Origin of the sequence: Leifsonia tongyongensis, assembly GCF_010686705.1 — a bacterium.
GTDB lineage: Bacteria > Actinomycetota > Actinomycetes > Actinomycetales > Microbacteriaceae > Diaminobutyricibacter > Diaminobutyricibacter tongyongensis.
Genome location: NZ_JAAGWY010000001.1, coordinates 950,897 through 965,696, shown reverse-complemented (window position 1 = coordinate 965,696; position 14,800 = coordinate 950,897). Strand labels below are relative to the sequence as shown.

Annotated in this window: 22 protein-coding genes; 8 read left to right on the top strand and 14 right to left on the bottom strand. The window is 67.3% G+C overall.

Going from position 1 to position 14,800, the window contains the following annotated elements:
- Positions 1–23: 23 nt before the first annotated feature.
- Positions 24–773, bottom strand: a complete 750-nt coding sequence (locus G3T36_RS04570; RefSeq protein ID WP_338031464.1) for a putative protein N(5)-glutamine methyltransferase — start codon at positions 771–773, stop codon at positions 24–26.
- A 152-nt stretch (positions 774–925) separates the two neighbouring features.
- Here G3T36_RS04570 and G3T36_RS04565 point away from each other — a divergent pair, with 152 nt between their 5' ends.
- Both G3T36_RS04565 and G3T36_RS19970 read left to right on the top strand, forming a co-directional pair.
- Positions 926–2,071 (top strand): AI-2E family transporter, encoded by a 1,146-nt coding sequence (locus tag G3T36_RS04565; protein WP_163288277.1) that lies wholly within the window; start codon positions 926–928, stop codon positions 2,069–2,071.
- A gap of 62 nt (positions 2,072–2,133) precedes the next feature.
- Positions 2,134–2,256 (top strand): hypothetical protein, encoded by a 123-nt coding sequence (locus tag G3T36_RS19970; RefSeq protein ID WP_275689965.1) that lies wholly within the window; start codon positions 2,134–2,136, stop codon positions 2,254–2,256.
- A gap of 40 nt (positions 2,257–2,296) precedes the next feature.
- On the opposite strand, the gene G3T36_RS04560 is transcribed toward G3T36_RS19970, so the two are convergent.
- The 7 genes from G3T36_RS04560 to G3T36_RS04530 form a co-directional block, all read right to left on the bottom strand.
- Positions 2,297–3,784, bottom strand: coding sequence for a sensor histidine kinase (locus G3T36_RS04560; protein ID WP_163288276.1), 1,488 nt, complete (start codon positions 3,782–3,784; stop codon positions 2,297–2,299).
- Entirely contained in the window at positions 3,781–4,530 is a 750-nt protein-coding gene (locus G3T36_RS04555; protein ID WP_163288274.1) for a response regulator, read from the bottom strand. The genes G3T36_RS04560 and G3T36_RS04555 overlap by 4 nt, the downstream gene beginning before the upstream one ends.
- Before the next feature lie 164 nt (positions 4,531–4,694).
- Positions 4,695–5,144, bottom strand: a complete 450-nt coding sequence (locus G3T36_RS04550; RefSeq protein WP_163288272.1) for a VOC family protein — start codon at positions 5,142–5,144, stop codon at positions 4,695–4,697.
- Positions 5,145–5,164: 20 nt separating this feature from the next.
- Complete coding sequence (locus G3T36_RS04545) at positions 5,165–5,629, bottom strand: SRPBCC family protein (protein WP_163288270.1); 465 nt, start codon at positions 5,627–5,629, stop codon at positions 5,165–5,167.
- Between the two features lie 25 nt (positions 5,630–5,654).
- Complete coding sequence (locus G3T36_RS04540; protein ID WP_163288268.1) at positions 5,655–5,999, bottom strand: ArsR/SmtB family transcription factor; 345 nt, start codon at positions 5,997–5,999, stop codon at positions 5,655–5,657.
- Between the two features lie 171 nt (positions 6,000–6,170).
- Positions 6,171–6,917, bottom strand: coding sequence for a class I SAM-dependent methyltransferase (locus tag G3T36_RS19735; protein ID WP_163288266.1), 747 nt, complete (start codon positions 6,915–6,917; stop codon positions 6,171–6,173).
- Positions 6,918–6,936: 19 nt separating this feature from the next.
- Positions 6,937–7,209, bottom strand: coding sequence for a DUF2277 domain-containing protein (locus G3T36_RS04530; protein WP_163288264.1), 273 nt, complete (start codon positions 7,207–7,209; stop codon positions 6,937–6,939).
- Between G3T36_RS04530 and G3T36_RS04525 the strand changes: the two genes are divergently transcribed.
- Both G3T36_RS04525 and G3T36_RS04520 read left to right on the top strand, forming a co-directional pair.
- Positions 7,208–7,615, top strand: coding sequence for a VOC family protein (locus tag G3T36_RS04525; protein WP_193570859.1), 408 nt, complete (start codon positions 7,208–7,210; stop codon positions 7,613–7,615). The two genes, G3T36_RS04530 and G3T36_RS04525, sit on opposite strands and share 2 nt — an antisense overlap.
- Positions 7,612–7,965, top strand: coding sequence for an MmcQ/YjbR family DNA-binding protein (locus G3T36_RS04520; protein ID WP_163288262.1), 354 nt, complete (start codon positions 7,612–7,614; stop codon positions 7,963–7,965). The genes G3T36_RS04525 and G3T36_RS04520 overlap by 4 nt, the downstream gene beginning before the upstream one ends.
- A 10-nt stretch (positions 7,966–7,975) precedes the next feature.
- Here the strand turns inward: G3T36_RS04520 and G3T36_RS04515 are convergent, their stop codons facing one another.
- Genes G3T36_RS04515 through G3T36_RS04505 form a run of 3 tightly spaced genes read right to left on the bottom strand, consistent with a single transcriptional unit; the run spans position 7,976 to position 9,593 of the window.
- Positions 7,976–8,944 carry an NAD(P)-dependent alcohol dehydrogenase gene (locus tag G3T36_RS04515; RefSeq protein WP_163288260.1) on the bottom strand — a complete coding sequence of 323 codons (969 nt, stop codon included), beginning with the start codon at positions 8,942–8,944 and terminating at the stop codon, positions 7,976–7,978.
- Complete coding sequence (locus G3T36_RS04510; protein ID WP_163288258.1) at positions 8,941–9,171, bottom strand: helix-turn-helix transcriptional regulator; 231 nt, start codon at positions 9,169–9,171, stop codon at positions 8,941–8,943. Before G3T36_RS04510 ends, G3T36_RS04515 begins: the two co-directional genes overlap by 4 nt.
- Entirely contained in the window at positions 9,168–9,593 is a 426-nt protein-coding gene (locus tag G3T36_RS04505) for a hypothetical protein (RefSeq protein ID WP_163288256.1), read from the bottom strand. The genes G3T36_RS04510 and G3T36_RS04505 overlap by 4 nt, the downstream gene beginning before the upstream one ends.
- Before the next feature lie 57 nt (positions 9,594–9,650).
- On the opposite strand from G3T36_RS04505, the gene G3T36_RS04500 reads away from it, so the two are divergent.
- A complete protein-coding gene (locus G3T36_RS04500; protein WP_163288254.1) occupies positions 9,651–10,301 on the top strand; it encodes a TOPRIM nucleotidyl transferase/hydrolase domain-containing protein in 651 nt (216 codons plus the stop codon).
- A 4-nt stretch (positions 10,302–10,305) separates the two neighbouring features.
- Here G3T36_RS04500 and G3T36_RS04495 read toward each other — a convergent pair whose 3' ends face one another.
- On the bottom strand, positions 10,306–10,563 hold the full coding sequence (locus tag G3T36_RS04495) for a DUF6458 family protein (protein ID WP_163288252.1): 258 nt from the start codon (positions 10,561–10,563) through the stop codon (positions 10,306–10,308).
- Between the two features lie 108 nt (positions 10,564–10,671).
- Complete coding sequence (trxA, locus tag G3T36_RS04490; RefSeq protein WP_163288250.1) at positions 10,672–10,998, bottom strand: thioredoxin; 327 nt, start codon at positions 10,996–10,998, stop codon at positions 10,672–10,674.
- A gap of 112 nt (positions 10,999–11,110) precedes the next feature.
- Between trxA and G3T36_RS04485 the strand changes: the two genes are divergently transcribed.
- Both G3T36_RS04485 and G3T36_RS04480 read left to right on the top strand, forming a co-directional pair.
- Positions 11,111–12,040 (top strand): aldo/keto reductase, encoded by a 930-nt coding sequence (locus G3T36_RS04485; protein ID WP_163288248.1) that lies wholly within the window; start codon positions 11,111–11,113, stop codon positions 12,038–12,040.
- Positions 12,041–12,185: 145 nt separating this feature from the next.
- Entirely contained in the window at positions 12,186–13,601 is a 1,416-nt protein-coding gene (locus G3T36_RS04480) for a pyridoxal phosphate-dependent decarboxylase family protein (RefSeq protein WP_163288246.1), read from the top strand.
- Positions 13,602–13,614: 13 nt separating this feature from the next.
- Here the strand turns inward: G3T36_RS04480 and G3T36_RS04475 are convergent, their stop codons facing one another.
- Complete coding sequence (locus G3T36_RS04475) at positions 13,615–13,908, bottom strand: antibiotic biosynthesis monooxygenase (RefSeq protein ID WP_205245005.1); 294 nt, start codon at positions 13,906–13,908, stop codon at positions 13,615–13,617.
- Positions 13,909–13,989: 81 nt separating this feature from the next.
- Here G3T36_RS04475 and G3T36_RS04470 point away from each other — a divergent pair, with 81 nt between their 5' ends.
- Complete coding sequence (locus G3T36_RS04470) at positions 13,990–14,745, top strand: phosphatidylethanolamine N-methyltransferase family domain-containing protein (protein WP_163288244.1); 756 nt, start codon at positions 13,990–13,992, stop codon at positions 14,743–14,745.
- Positions 14,746–14,800 lie beyond the last annotated feature (55 nt).

The following is a 14,800-nucleotide window of genomic DNA, read 5'->3' as shown; positions in this document are numbered from 1 at the left end:
AGTCCGGGACGTCCGGATCCCCGTCAGCCGAGCAGCGTGCCGACGACGACGGTGCCGTCGAGCTCCTCCGACCGGAGGATGCTGGCCGCGAAGCCCCCATGCTCGAAAGCGAGAACGGTCGCAGGAGCCTGGCGCTCGCTGGTCTCGATCAGGAGCCGGCCGCGCGGTCGCAGCCAGCCCGGCGCCGCATCCACCACCCTCCGCTGCAGGTCGAGGCCGTCGCTGCCGCCGTCGAGCGCGGACCGCGGTTCGTGGATGCGTGCCTCGGGCGGCATCAGGCCGATCGCGTCGGTCGGGACGTACGGCGCGTTCGCGACGATGATGTCGACGCGGCCGCGCAGTGAGCCGGGAAGAGGGTCGAAGAGGTCGCCCTCGAAGACACGGCCCCGCGAGCCGAGATTGGCCCGGGCGCACCGCACCGCCGCCGGCTCGATATCGGCCGCGTACACCTCGAGTCCGGGCTGACGGGAGATCAGGGCGGCTGCGACCGCGCCGGAGCCGCAGCACATGTCGACGACCAGCATCCCGGGGGTCGCGAGCGCGTCGGCCTCCTCGACGAGAAGCTCCGTGCGCCTGCGCGGGACGAAGACGCCCGCCTCGACGACGATGCGCAGACCACAGAACGAGGCCCAGCCGACGATGACCTCGAGGGGCTCGCCCTCGATGCGGCGCGCCACCATGGATTCGAGCTCGTCCGGCGACGATGCCGCGTCCACGAGCATCCGCGCCTCGTCTTCGGCGAAGACGGAGCCCGCCGCGCGCAGCCGCGCCACGATCGATGATTCGGATACGGAAGAGATGGCCGCGACTCCCCGACGAGGTTGCTGCTGGACTCACCCATGGTAGTCGCGCGGGCCCCTCGACGCTCGCGGTATTGTCGAGCACCCCCGGAGCGCAATACTCTCGGCCGAGAAGGGTGGGCACCATGACTGATGAGAACGTTTCCGCCGCACCGACCAGCGTCGAGCCTGCACCGCCGGTGAGCGATCCGGCCACTGTCGTCTCAGCAGCGCGGCCCTTCGAGGGACCCGTCAGTACGCGCCGCCCGTTGCGCTGGGGTTTCATCGTCACCCTCGGCGCCCTCGGCGCGCTCGCGGCCGGGCTCGCCGTCTACAACCTCCGGACGATCGTCTTCTCGATCTTCCTGGCGATGTTCATCACCGTCGGCCTCGACCCTCTCGTGCGGTTCTTCGAACGCCACGGGATGACACGGACCTGGGCGATCGTGACGGTGATCCTGATCATCGTCGCCGTTCTCGTCGGAATCATCTGGGTCGTCGTCCCGCTGATCGTCAATCAGATCCAGACGCTCATCAGCGTGATCCCGCAGGAGGTCGCGAACCTGCGAGCCCAGGGCTGGTTCGACCCGTCGAACGCGGCATCCAACGGCGTGATCGGGCAGGTGGTCAACTGGGTCGCGAAGGAGGTCACCGACCCGAAGTTCATCGCGGCCGTCGGCTCCGGTGCGGTCGGGCTCGGGTTCAGCATCATCAACGGAATCTCGCTCGGATTCTTCATCGCGGTGCTGACCATCTACTTCGTCGGCACCTACGACGCGACCAAGCAGGCCGCCTACCGTCTCGTCGCCGCCTCACGCCGAGCGACCTTCGAGTCGTACTCCGAGCGAATCCTGCAGAACGTGGGCAAATACCTGAGCGGGATGGTCATCCTCGCCTTCTTCAACGCCGTGTACAGCGTGGTCCTCCTGCTGATCACGCAGGTGCCCGGGGCGTTCCTCATCGGTGTGCTCGCGTTCTTCATCACGCTCATCCCCCTGATCGGGACCATCCTCACGACGACGGTGATGACGGTGCTCGCCTTCATCCACTCGCCGACCTCCGGGCTGGTGGTGCTGATCTTCATGCTCATCTACATGCAGGTCGAGGCATACATCCTGACGCCGAAGGTCATGAGCAAGGCCGTGAAGATCCCCGGCTCTGTCGTCCTCATCTCCGCGCTCGCCGGCGGCACGCTCTTCGGGCTGCCGGGTGCTCTCGTGGCGATCCCCATCTCCGCCGGGATCATCCTCATCGTCACTGAAGTCGTCATGCCGGCGAAGCAGCGGCAGTAGAAGTCGCCTGGTTCTCACGGCAGCGGCTCTCACGGCACCGGCTCCGCAACAGCCTCAGCGAGGTGACGACAACATCCGAGACCATCGCCGTCTCCCTCGACGGCGGGCCCTGTTCGCACCCGCTCACCGTCGGCTCGCTCCAGGGTCTCGAGTCGTCACAAACTCCCCTCATCCTCGGCTTTTGAGGGGACTTCGCGACGACTCGAGGGCTACGAAGGGGTCCGGTCAGGCGGGGAGCGTCACGCGGAACACAGTACGGCCGGGTGCGCTCTCCACAGCGACCGTGCCGCCGTGCGCCTCGGCGACGGCCCGCACGATCGCCAGGCCGAGGCCGGTGCTGCCTGCGGTGCGCGAGCGCGACCCGTCGCCACGCACGAAACGTTCGAACAGGGTCGGCTGGAGGTCCGCGGGGATGCCGGGGCCGTCATCCGCCACGACCAGCTCGACGGTGTCGCCGACGCGCTTCAATCCCGTCACGACCGTGGTGCCCGGCGGGGTGTGCACGCGCGCGTTGGCGAGCAGGTTGACCACGACCTGGCGGAGCTGGCGCGCATCCGCCTCCAGCACCACCGGGTCTTCGCTCATCTGCATGTGCCAGGTGTGGTCGGGTCCGGCCAGGTGCGCATCCATCACAGCCTCCGTCACCATCGCCGACAGGTCCACCTGGCGCACGTCGGACTCCGGCTCCGAGTCGAGTCGCGCCAGCAGCAGCAGATCTTCGACGAGCGACGTCATCCGGACCGCCTCCGACTCGATCCGGTTGACGTTCCGCTTCAGGGCGGGGGATGCGTCGTCGTACGTACGCTGCGAGAGCTCGGCGTACGCACGGATGGTCGCGAGCGGCGTGCGGAGCTCGTGGCTCGCATCCGCTACGAACGTCCGCACCTTCGTCTCCGCGGCCTCGCGGACGACGAGCGCATTCGAGACGTGGCCGAGCAGGCGGTTGAGCGCCGTGCCGACCTGACCGACTTCGCTGCCCGCTTCGATGTCCTTCTCGCTGACCCGCATCGTCTCGGGAACCTCGCCGCGGTCGAGCGTGAGCTCGGTGACGGCGGATGCGGTGGCAGCGACGTGCTGCAACGGACGCAGCGCCCGTCTCACGATCACCGTTCCCGCTCCGGCCGCCAGCAGGAGGCCGGCGATGGCCACGATGCCGATCACCAGGGCAAGCTGGTCGATCGTCGCCTGCAGACTGGCGAGAGGGAGCCCTGTGATGAAGACCGTCCCGTCGTCGGTGGCCGTGCTCTCGACGCGGTACGAACCGAGGCCGGCGAGAGTGACCGTATGCGGTTCGCCGTCCCGGGGCACGGCGCGCAGCTGCGTCTTCACCGCCGTCGACAGCTCGTGCTGGTTCCCCTGGCTGTCCGTGAAGCCCTGGACGACGTAAGTGCCGTCGACGATGACCGCGACCACGGTGTTCGGCGACTGCCCTGGGGCGCCGACGAACGGGTGGTCGCCGTCGGTGTCGGTGTTGCCGGTGCCGGTGCCGTTGCCGGTTCCGTGGGTGGTTCCCGGCGGCTGGCCGTGCGGGGGAAGGTCGTTCTTCGCCCCGACGGCACGCTGCGAGGCCTCGGAGAGGTTCTGGTCGACCTGGCCGAGAAGGTAGCTCTGCAGGGAGAGCACGGTGACGATGCCGATGACGACGCTGGTGACGGTGAGAAGCGCGGCGAGGATGGCGACGAGCCGCCACCGGAGGGTTCGGGGCCGCTTCATGGGGCCGGCTTCAGGATGTAGCCGGCGCCGCGCACGGTGTGGATCATCGGCTCGCGGCCTGCGTCGATCTTGCGGCGCAGATACGAGACGTACATCTCGACGACGTTCGAGGTCGCACCGAAGTCGAAACCCCAGACGTCCGTGAGGATCTGCTCCTTGCTGAGCACACGGCGCGGATTGCGCGCGAAATAGCGCAGGAGATCGAACTCGGTCGCGGTGAGCTCGATGAGGTCACCACCGCGGAAGGTCTGCCTGCTCTCCTCGTCGAGCTGGAGGTCACCGACGATCAAGCGGGCCTCACCGGGGTCCATCGTGACCCCGGTCGAACTCCGGGCGAGGCTTCGTGCCCTGGCGATGAGCTCGGCGATGCTGAACGGCTTGGTGACGTAGTCGTCGCCGCCCGCGACCAGGCCCGCGAGCCGGTCCTGCTGGGAGTCCATCGCGGTCAGGAACAGCACCCGCGCCTCCTCCCGGTCGTTGCGCACCCGGGACAGCACATCGAAGCCGTCGAGGTCGGGCATCATGATGTCGAGGACGATGACGTCGGGGGCGAATTCCCGTGCGGTGAAGAGGACCTCGCGTCCACGGTTCAGGGTGCGGACATCCCAGCCGTCCGACTCGAAGGCGAGGCCGACGGCTTCGGCGAGCAGTTCCTCGTCGTCGACGACGAGCACACGCAGCGGGGAGCCGTCGACGCGCCGCAGATTCGCGGTCGAGGTCGCGCCGCGCGCGTTCGGAGTGCTCACGGGTCAAGTATCGCGACCCCGCGCAAGGCTCGCTGTGCGTTTCCTATGTGTTCGCGAAGAACGCACGGCGCTCACACGCCGCCGAGCACACGGTTCTTCCCGTTATGCGGCGCTCTTTTCGGGAAGAACCGTGTGCTCGCGAGGGAGGTGCGAGCGCGACTGCGCTACGAGAGGATGGGCTCGCCGGCCGCGGTGAAGCGCTCGGGCGGTCCGTCCTGGGCGGCCGCGGGGTCCATCCAGAAGACCTCCCAGAAGTGGCCGTCGGGGTCGAGGAAACTCCTCGTGTACATGAACCCGTAGTCGTGGGTCTCCCGTGCGACGCGGCCGCCGGCCGCGAGCGCCCGGTCGACGAGTTCGTCGACGCCGTCATGGGTTTCGGCGGTCAGGCCGATCATGGCCTCGGTCGCCGTGTGCGCATCCGCCACCTCGGTCGTGATGTAAGTGGCGAAATAGGGGCGGGTCAGCAGAACGATGTAGAGGCTGTCGCTGATCCGGACCGTGGTGTTCTGCTCGCCCGAGAAGTTCTCGTCGAAGGTGTAGCCGATGGCGGCGTAGAAGGCCCGCGAGGCGGCGAGGTCTTCGACGGGGAGGTTGACGAACATCATGGTGGACATGGCGGTTCTTCCTTTCGAAGTCAGTCCTCGACCGCTTTGGCGAGGGACTCGAGGAGTTCGATGGTGCCTTCTTTGCGCTGCTCCGTGTTGTCGAGGTCGTCGAAGTAGACGCCCTGCTCGGTCAGCGTGAGGCGGGTGCCCGCGGCGGTCGGGGTGAGCTCGATCGAGGCGAGGGAGACGGAGAGGCGCTGGCCGTTCACGCGCATCTCGTAGTCGTAGACGAGACGGAGATCGTCGACGACCTCGTGGTAGTAGGCGTCGAAACGCGACACGGGGCCGCCTTCGCCGAACTGGCCTTCGCTGTGTTCGCGGCCGCCCTCGCGGAAGTCGAGCGACGAGCCGAGGTGCCGCCACTCTTCGCTGGGTGCGTCGAACCAGGTGGCTTTGACCACCGGGTCGGCGAAGGCCTGGAAAACCCTGGCGGGCGACGCCTTGTATTCACGTTCGAGGGTGAAGGTGCTGTGGGTGAGTTTGCGCTCGGTCATGGATGTGTCCCTTCTCTGGCTGTGGTCAGTTCTGTCGTTCTGGTCGGTCGTCTTGTTCGAGGAGTGCGCCGAGCCGGTCGAGGCGCCGCTCCCAGGTGGTGCGCCGTTCGGTGATCCAGTCTTCGACGGTGCGAAGTGCTTCGGGCTCGATTCTGCAGACACGCACCCGGCCCTCCTTCTCGGTGTGGATGAGTCCGCTCTCCTCGAGCACGCGGAGGTGCTGCAGGATGGCGGCGAGCGTCATCGCGAACGGCCGGGCGAGATCCGAGACGGATGCGGGCCCCTGCGTCATGCGATCGACGAGCGCGCGCCGCGTCGGGTCCGCCAGCGCCTGGAACATGAGGTCGAGCTCTACCGATTGCTTAAGCATGTGCTTTAGTAAAGCACTTGCTTAACCATTCTGCAACCCCCGGTTGCGTGCCGGAGGCGGCCGGCGTCCCCGCCACTTTGAGGCAACCCCGCCACCTCGACCTGGCGGGGACGGCCCGGACTGGCGGGCACGGCCCGCTCGGAGCGGCGAACGGGCGCCGGCATGGCCCACTCAGCCGAAGGCGGCGGCGAGGCGGCGCGCGACGCCGGCGGCGGCATCCGGAGCAAAGGGGTCGGTGCGCAGCGCGACGAGGTCGCGCCAGCCCGGCCACGTGAGCAGCTCGCGCGCGTTCGCGGCGCGGGTCCGTTCGAGGATGCTCGTCGATACGACCTGCGGGTCGGCCGACGTCAGGTGCGGGAGCAGCCCCTCGTACGCATCCGCCAGCGTCGTCGACGCCGGGTCGAGCCCGACCACGACGAGGGTGCCTGTCGGGTCCGTGTCGACCGCGATCACCGCGAGTTCGGGCCGCAACGCTCGCAGGATGCCCGCCACCTTGTACACGTCTCCGGTCCAGTCGTCGGTCGTGCGTTCTCGCGCAGCCTCCTCGGGGTCGCGTGGGAGCATGTCGTCGAAGACCACCACCGAACCGGGCCCGCACAGCCGTTCGATGCTGATGAAGTCCCGGTACGCGAACTCGGCGTGGTGCATCCCGTCGATGAAGGCGAGGTCGAGCGGGATGCCCGCGAAGAACTCCGCCGCCTCCGGACCGGCGAAGAATTCATCGCTCGTGCGCCGTGCGAGCAGGTATTCACCGCGCAGCTCACGGGTGATGCGGTAGTCGGGGTCGACGCCGATGCTCTTCGCGTGCGACAGCGAGAGCCCGTGACCATCGTCGAGGCCCACCTCGAGATAGGTGCGCGGTCGCAGCACCTCGTGGAGCCCGGTCAGGAACTCGTACCGCTCCAGTCGGCGCTCCACCGTCTGCGGATGCGTGCCGTCAGGCGGCAGCGAACCGGCGCTGCGAGCGCTCCCGCGCCTTCTGGGCCTCTTCTTCGCGATTCTTCGGCGGCGCGGTCGTCACCAGGTCGGCGAGGAGGTGGCGTGAGATGTGGGCGATCTCTTCGACCGCGCGTTCGAAGGCCTCGGCGTTCGCCTTCGACGGTTTCGTCGACCCGCTGATCTTGCGCACGAACTGCAGGGCGGCAGCATGCACCTCGTCGTCTGTCGCGGCGGGCTCGAAGTTGTAGAGAGTGTGAATGTTCCGGCACATGGAAACGAGGGTACTCGCGACCACCGACCACGTCGACGGTGGTCGGGCGTACAGTTCGATCATGAATCGTGTCGACTATTTCGAAATTGGTTCACCGGATCCCGAGGCGTCGAAGGCGTTCTACGCTGGCCTCTTCGACTGGGAGGTCGGGCCGCCTTCGCCGGCTGCGTACAGCATGGTCGAGGGTGACGCCGGCGGTCTGTGGGACACGAGCGCGATCGGTAAGGAAAGCTGGGCGATCTTCTACGTCCACGTCGACGACGTGCATGAGGCGCTCGCACGCGCGGTCGCCCTCGGCGCGGATGTCGCCATGCCCGTGGTCGACAACGGCCAGATCGAGTTCGCGCACCTGATCGACCCGCTCGGCAACCGCTTCGGAATCTGGCGCCCGAAGGCCGAGGCGTGAGGCTGGACGACCTCACGGCGTTCATCCTCGACCTCAACGGCGCAGAGGAGACGTACCCCTTCGGCCCGGAGGCGCGGGTGTTCAAGGTGGCAGGCAAGGTGTTCTCCGTCGACAGCACCCCCGTCGGTGGGGAGTCGATCACCGTGAAGGCCCTGCCCGAGAACGTGCCACGCCTGATTCGCAGCGTCGACGGCATCGGTCCCGGCTACCACATGAACAAGAGGCACTGGGTGACCGTGCAGCTGGACGGGTCGGTGGAGTTCGCCCATGTCTGCGAGCTGGTCGCCGAGTCCCACGCGATCGTCGTCGCGTCGCTGCCCAAACGCATCCGGATGGGCCTCGAAGGCTAGGGGCGCCCGCTCACGGAACCGTGACGACGAGCTTGCCGCCGACGTGCCCTTCGGCGAGGCGGCGCACGGCGTCGGCCGCGCGCTCGAGCGGGAACGTCTCCTCGATGTGGGGGGTCAGCGCGCCTGCTTCGGCGCGCTCGCCGAGAAACGCCAGGTCGTCGGCATCGGGCCGGGCGAGCATCCCCTTCAGCGACTGTGCGGTGAACGGCGACGCGACGAGCGAGGTGAGTTGCCGGCCCATTCCGGCCGGGCCGGTTCCGTTCTCTCCGCCGACGAGCACGAGGGTTCCCTTCGGTGCGAGTGCACGGCGCAGGATGCTCAGGGGCCGGTTGCCCGCGGTGTCGACGATCAGGTCGAACATCACCCCGTGCCGGTCGACCTCTTCGCGCGTGTAGTCGATGACCTCTTCCGCGCCGAGTTCGCGGACGAGTGCAGTCTTCGCGGTGCTGCACACGGCGGTCACACGCGCCCCGAGATCGGCGGCGAGCTGGATCGCGAGTGAGCCGACCCCGCCCGCCCCGATGACGAGCACGCGCTGGCCGGGCTCCAGCCGCCCTCGGTCGCGGAGCGCCTGCAACGCCGTGACACCGGAGGTCGGGAGTGCGGCGGCCTCGACGAATGTGAGCCGCGCCGGCTTCGGCGCGAGGCGGTCCTGACGCGCGACGGCATACTCGGCGAACGAGCCGGAAGCCATTCCGAAGACCTCGTCGCCCGGCCTGTAGCGGGTGACCCGGGCGCCGACCGCTTCGACAACGCCGGCGAGGTCGGACCCCCTGGTCTTCGTCTTGGGCGCGCGCATCCCGTAGCCCATCAAGCGCACCAGGTAGGGCTTGCCTTCCATGATGTGCCACACGCTCGGGTCGACCCCTGCCGCGTGCACCCGAACGAGTACCTCCCCGTCACCGATCCCGGGGGTCTCGATGTCGTCGTAGCGCAGCTCGTCTTCCGAGCCGTAGCGACTCTGCACGATCGCTTTCATGGCTTCGTTCCTTCGTCTTGTGGATACTGGAATACCTCGTCGAGGGGCACTCCGAACGTGCGGGCGATCTGGAAGGCCAGTTCGAGCGACGGGGAGTACCGTCCCTGTTCGATGGCGATCACCGTCTGGCGGGTGACGCCGATGCGTTCGGCGAGTTCGGCCTGCGTCATCTCGCCGTGCCGGAATCGCAGCGCGCGGATGGCGTTGGTGACCCGGGTCGGCTTCATGACGGCAGTCCCCGCCGGTAGGCGACGATCTTGACGATCGAGCCGAGGATCGCGGACAGCACGAAGCCCAGGTAGAGGATGTTGGCGATCCAGAAGTAGTCGGCTTTCACCATCGCGAGGATGAGAGCGACGGCGGCCCCGGCGATCAGGACCCAGCGCCCGGCGTATTCGCCGTAGCGACCGATCTCACGGTCTCGGGTGTCCTTCTTGCCGATCTCGCGCGGGGTGAAGAACGACCACAGGATGGTCAGCACGATGGAGGCGACGATCGAGCCTCCGATCGCCCAGAGCATCGTCGGCACGTAGTCGACGCTGGTCAGCGGCGCGCCGGATGCGTTGCCGAGCACCACGGAGACGTAGATCGCGTAGACCGCTGTGGCGACCACCACCATCACCCAGGCGCTTCTCTCTTCCGATGACATGTCCGCTCCAATGTAAAAGAATGTTGACATCTCTGAGAGTAAGCGTCTTTTGACATCATGTCAAGAAAAGCAGACATCCGGATGCGCGCGCCGGAGTACGCTGACGACATGACGGATGCGGTTCAGCTGGCTCGTTCCGTGGAAGCCGCGGGGAGCATCAGCACGGTCGTCCTCGTCGAAGGTGTGAGCGACCAGGTCGCCGTCGAAACGCTCGCGTCCCGGCGCGGTCGCCAACTCGCACGCGAAGGCGTCGCGATCGTGCCGATGGGCGGCGCGATGAGCTTCGCGCGCTTCCTGAGGGAGTTCGGCCCGCAGGGGCTGGGCCTTCGGCTCGCGGGGCTGTGCGACGAAGGTGAGGAGCGGTTCTTCGAGCACGCACTCGAGAGCGCCGGCGCAGCGGGCCATGTCGATCGCGCGCGGATGGAGTCCCTCGGCTTCTACGTCTGCGTCGCCGACCTGGAAGATGAACTCATCCGCTCGCTGGGCGCCGACCGCGTCGAAGCGGTGATCGCCGAACAGGGCGACCTCGCGTCATTGCGGACGTTCCAGCGGCAGCCGTTCCAGCGCGAACGCACGCGGCAGCAACAGCTGCGACGTTTCATGGGTGTGCGGAGCGGGCGCAAGGCCCAGTACTCGCGTGTGCTGGTCGAGGGCCTCGACCTGCAGAGGGTGCCGAGGCCGCTCGACCAGCTGCTCGAGAGGGTCTGAGGGCTCAGACCACCGGGTCGTCGGTGCTGGTCACCTGGCGCTCGACGCGGTCGCCCGTCACCGGGTCGACGCCCGCACGGGCGGTCGTGACCGAGCTGCGACGACGCGCAAGGAAGATGATTCCGAGGATGACCATGATCACGCCTGCTGCCATCAGGATGTAGCCGACGAGTTCGATGTTGATCCAGCCGACCTGCACCTTCAACGCGAACGCGAGGATGGCACCGATCACGAAAAGTACAATTCCGGTTCCCAGGCTCATGATGAGCCTCCTTCCAGTCGCCGGCGCAGGGTTGCGCCGGTTCGGCCGCAACCGACGGCCCGAATGTACGCCTGGCGGCTGGGGAAGGTTAGGCCTTGACGGATGCGCCTATCCGAGGTACGGAGCGAGCTCGGCCTTGATCGCGGCCGAGGGCTTCGCGCCGACGAGGGTCTTCACGACCTCACCGCCCTTGAAGACCTTCATGGTCGGAATCGAGAGGACGCGGTAGCGCGCCGCCACCTCGGGGTTGTCGTCGGAGTTGATCTTCACGATGCGGAAGCCCGGATGCTCCTCCTTGGCCAGCTGCTCCAGAACGGGTGTGACGGCGCGGCACGGCCCGCACCATTCCGCCCAGAATTCCACAAGGGTGGTGTCCTCCGACCCGAGTACTTCGGCATCGAAGGTCTCGGTCGAGACGGAAGGAATGGCGGACATCAGTGTTCCTCTTTCTTGTCGGAGATCCTCAACCGGATCACCTTCTCCTTCGACGATAAACCTTGTCCACAGAGGAAAGGTCACGTGACGCGAAATCCGCGATGATTGACAGATGAAGACACTCACGCTGCCGCAGACCGACCTGAACGCATCGAACATCATCCTCGGCCTGATGCGGATCTCAGAGCTCAGCGACGAGGAGATCCGCGAACTCGTCGGCGCCGCACGCGACTCCGGAATCAACTACTTCGACCATGCCGACATCTACGGCTCCGAGCGCCACCAGTGCGAGCGCCGGTTCGGTGAAGCGGTGACGTTCAGTCCCGCGGAGCGCGAGGCGGTCATCATCCAGTCGAAGGTGGGCATCCGCGACGGGTACTTCGACTTCTCGAAGGAGCACATCCTGCGCACCGTCGACGAGTCGCTCGAAGCCCTGAACATCGACTACCTCGATGTGCTCCTGCTGCACCGTCCGGACACGCTGGTCGAGCCCGAAGAGGTCGCCGAGGCGTTCGATGCGCTGCATGGTGCGGGCAAGGTGCGCAATTTCGGCGTCTCGAATCAGACGCCGGGCCAGGTCGAACTCCTGAAGCGCTGGGTGCGGCAGCCGCTGGCGATCAACCAGGTGCAGCTGAGCATCACGCACTCGCCGATCATCGCCTCGGGCATCGCCAGCAACATGATCGGGCTCGACCAGTCGATCGACCGCGACAACGGCATCCTCGACTACAGCCGGCTGAACGACATCACGCTGCAGGCGTGGTCGCCGTTCCAGAAGGCGTTCTTCGACGGCGTCTTCCTCGGCGATCGGGAGGCTTACCCGGAGCTCAACGAGGTGATCGACGAACTCGCCGACGCCTATGACGTCGCCCCGGCGGCGATCGCGGTGGCGTGGATCACGCGCCACCCGGCGAACATGCAGGTGGTTCTCGGCACGACGAAGGTCTCGCACCTGCGCGACTCCGTGGGCGGGTCCGAGCTCCCGCTGACCCGTCAGGAATGGTATCGGCTGTTCACGGCAGCGGGTCACATCCTGCCGTAGTTCTGTTGCGTAGCAGGGTGCGATCGCGCTCGTATCCTGCGCCGCAAGCAGGATTCAAGACAGAATTATGCGCTCGATCGTCGAATATGGGAGCCTGTCGTAGCCCCGTTCGCGGCAGGGCGAGGAACAGGGCGAAAGGATGCTCATGGGACGACACGACGAAGCCAGCACCGAATCCACGGCCGCGGCACCCGGGCCGAAGCGCATGCATGCCGTCTCCAGCGAGACCGAAAGCCTCGTCGACCTGGTGCTCGACTATTCGCGGCGGCGCATCCTGAGCAGCGACACACCGCTCGACCAGCCGCGCTCGGAATACGAGCTGCGGCGACTGGCCGGCAACACGATCGTCGAGGAGGGCATCGGCGCCAGGCGTGCACTGGAGCTCTTCGAGAACGTCCTCGCTCCGGCCTGCATCACCACCGACCATCCGCAGTACCTGTCGTTCATCCCGACGGCCCCCACCAAGGCAGCCACCGCTTTCGACCTCGTCGTCTCGGCGAGTGCCGTCTACGGCGGTTCATGGCTCGAAGGCTCGGGCGCCGTCTTCGCGGAGAACGAGGTCATCTCATGGCTGGCCGGCGAGTTCGGGCTTCCGGCGGGCGCCGGGGGTGTTTTCGTACAGGGCGGCACACTCGGCAATCTGTCGGCACTCGTCGCCGCCCGCGAGCATGCCCGTTCGCGCCTGGAGGAAGACGGCCTCGGCCGGCCCGACCGGTGGAAGGTCGTGTGCAGTGCCGAAGCGCATTCGTCGATCGCCTCGGCGGCGCGCGTGATGGACGTCGAAGTCGTTCCCGTCGCGCCCGGCCCGACCGGCGCGCTCGCCGGTGCGAACGTGCGCGAGGCGCTGGACGAACACGGCTCGGCCGTCTTCGCCGTCGTCGCAACGGCAGGGTCGACGAACTTCGGGATCGTCGACGACCTGGCGTCGATCGCAGCGCTCAAGGACGATTTCGATTTCTGGCTGCACGTCGACGGCGCCTACGGGCTCGCCGGGATGCTCTCGCCCCTGGCCCGTCACCATTTCGCCGGCGTCGAACGCGCCGATTCGGTCATCGTCGACCCGCACAAGTGGCTGTTCGCGCCGTTCGACGCGTGCGCGCTCATCTACGCGGACCCCGAGACGGGTCGCCGCGCGCACACCCAGCACGCCGAATACCTCGACACGCTCACCGAGACCACGGAGTGGAGCCCGTCGGACTATGCAGCGCATCTCACCCGGCGTGCCCGGGGGCTCCCGCTGTGGTTCTCGCTCGCCACGTACGGCGAGGCGGCGTATCGCGACGCGATCAGTGCATCCATCCAACTCGCGCGCGATATCGCCGACGAGATCGACTCCCGCGACGGCTTCAGTCTCGTCCGGCAGCCTCAGCTCTCGGTCGTCGTTTTCGAGCGCGACGGCTGGTCGCGTGCAGACTACGCGGCCTGGTCCGCTCGTCTGCTCGACGAGCAACGGGCGTTCGTCACGCCGAGCTCCCACGAGGGGCGGCCGAACACGCGCTTCGCGATCGTGAACCCGATGACGACGTTCGACCAGTTGGTGGGCATCCTCGACACGATGTGAGCGGCCAGGGCACCTACTCGCCCGCGTCGAACAGTTCGACCACACGGGAGTCCAGGAGCGGAACGATCTGCTCGAGCACCAGCCGCTTGAAATGGGGCGTCGTCCGGTGGTCTTCGAACGCCGCTCGTGAGACGTAGCGCTCGAGCAGCACCACCTGGCGCGGATCGGTGACCAGCGCGGCCACCTCGAACCCGAGATTCCCGGGTTCCGTGCGCGCTGCAGCCGCCAGCTCACGCAGGAGCGAGAGCACGGCCTCCTCGTTTCCTGGCGCGATCGTGTAGCGGGCGATCACCTGCACGTCGGTCACGGTGCGACCTTTCCTCGTCGGATGCGCATCCAATCTACTTTCCGGCGGGGGCCTCGCGCATCCGCTCAATAGACTGCGGGCATGCCCGCTGAAGGCCCGTATCGCTGGTTCGTGTACCTCGAGATCGCGCTCGCCGTCGTCACATTCATCGCACTCTGCTTCGTCGTGGCACCGTACGGGCGGCACGGCCGGGCGGGGTGGGGGTCGACCGTGCCGGCTCGCGTCGGCTGGATCATCATGGAGAGCCCCGCCTCCCTGCTGTTCCTTCTGTTCTACCTGTTCGGCGAGAACCGCGCGCAACTCGTGCCGCTCGTCTTTCTGGCACTCTGGCAGGTCCACTACGTCTATCGCGCGTTCGTGTACCCGTTGCTGATGCGGGCCGGCGGGCGGATGCCCGTGTCCGTGATGGCGCTCGCGATCGCCTTCAACGTGCTCAACACCTGGGTGAACGCGCGTTGGATCTCCGAATACGGCTCGTATCCGGCATCCTGGCTCGCCGATCCACGGTTCCTCGTCGGTGTCGTGGTCTTCGCAGCCGGCTTCGCGCTCAACGTGGGGTCGGACCGCATCCTGCGCCGGCTCCGCGCCCGGGGTGCGACCGGGTACCGCATCCCGTACGGCGGCGGCTACCGGTTCGTCTCCAGCCCCAACTATCTCGGCGAGATCGTCGAATGGACGGGATGGGCGATCGCGACCTGGTCGCCGGCAGGCTTCGCCTTCGCCCTCTACACATTCGCGAACCTTGCGCCGCGCGCGATGTCGAACCACCGCTGGTACCACGAGACGTTTCCCGACTACCCGCCCACCCGCAAGGCCCTCATCCCCTGGCTGGTCTGACCTGCCCTGCCTGCCTGCCTGCCCTGCCTGCCTGCCCTGCCTGCCTGCCTGCCTT

Excerpts from the sequence above, each read along its gene's own strand:
- G3T36_RS04565 (WP_163288277.1), top strand. The coding sequence starts at position 926 with ATGACTGATGAGAACGTTTCCGCCGCACCGACCAGCGTCGAGCCTGCA.
- G3T36_RS04560 (WP_163288276.1), bottom strand. The coding sequence starts at position 3,784 with ATGAAGCGGCCCCGAACCCTCCGGTGGCGGCTCGTCGCCATCCTCGCC.
- G3T36_RS04550 (WP_163288272.1), bottom strand. The coding sequence starts at position 5,144 with ATGTCCACCATGATGTTCGTCAACCTCCCCGTCGAAGACCTCGCCGCC.
- G3T36_RS04545 (WP_163288270.1), bottom strand. The coding sequence starts at position 5,629 with ATGACCGAGCGCAAACTCACCCACAGCACCTTCACCCTCGAACGTGAA.
- G3T36_RS04540 (WP_163288268.1), bottom strand. The coding sequence starts at position 5,999 with ATGCTTAAGCAATCGGTAGAGCTCGACCTCATGTTCCAGGCGCTGGCG.
- G3T36_RS04525 (WP_193570859.1), top strand. The coding sequence starts at position 7,208 with ATGGAAACGAGGGTACTCGCGACCACCGACCACGTCGACGGTGGTCGG.
- G3T36_RS04530 (WP_163288264.1), bottom strand. The coding sequence starts at position 7,209 with ATGTGCCGGAACATTCACACTCTCTACAACTTCGAGCCCGCCGCGACA.
- G3T36_RS04515 (WP_163288260.1), bottom strand. The coding sequence starts at position 8,944 with ATGAAAGCGATCGTGCAGAGTCGCTACGGCTCGGAAGACGAGCTGCGC.
- G3T36_RS04510 (WP_163288258.1), bottom strand. The coding sequence starts at position 9,171 with ATGAAGCCGACCCGGGTCACCAACGCCATCCGCGCGCTGCGATTCCGG.
- G3T36_RS04505 (WP_163288256.1), bottom strand. The coding sequence starts at position 9,593 with ATGTCATCGGAAGAGAGAAGCGCCTGGGTGATGGTGGTGGTCGCCACA.
- G3T36_RS04500 (WP_163288254.1), top strand. The coding sequence starts at position 9,651 with ATGTCAAGAAAAGCAGACATCCGGATGCGCGCGCCGGAGTACGCTGAC.
- G3T36_RS04495 (WP_163288252.1), bottom strand. The coding sequence starts at position 10,563 with ATGAGCCTGGGAACCGGAATTGTACTTTTCGTGATCGGTGCCATCCTC.
- trxA (WP_163288250.1), bottom strand. The coding sequence starts at position 10,998 with ATGTCCGCCATTCCTTCCGTCTCGACCGAGACCTTCGATGCCGAAGTA.
- G3T36_RS04485 (WP_163288248.1), top strand. The coding sequence starts at position 11,111 with ATGAAGACACTCACGCTGCCGCAGACCGACCTGAACGCATCGAACATC.
- G3T36_RS04480 (WP_163288246.1), top strand. The coding sequence starts at position 12,186 with ATGGGACGACACGACGAAGCCAGCACCGAATCCACGGCCGCGGCACCC.
- G3T36_RS04470 (WP_163288244.1), top strand. The coding sequence starts at position 13,990 with ATGCCCGCTGAAGGCCCGTATCGCTGGTTCGTGTACCTCGAGATCGCG.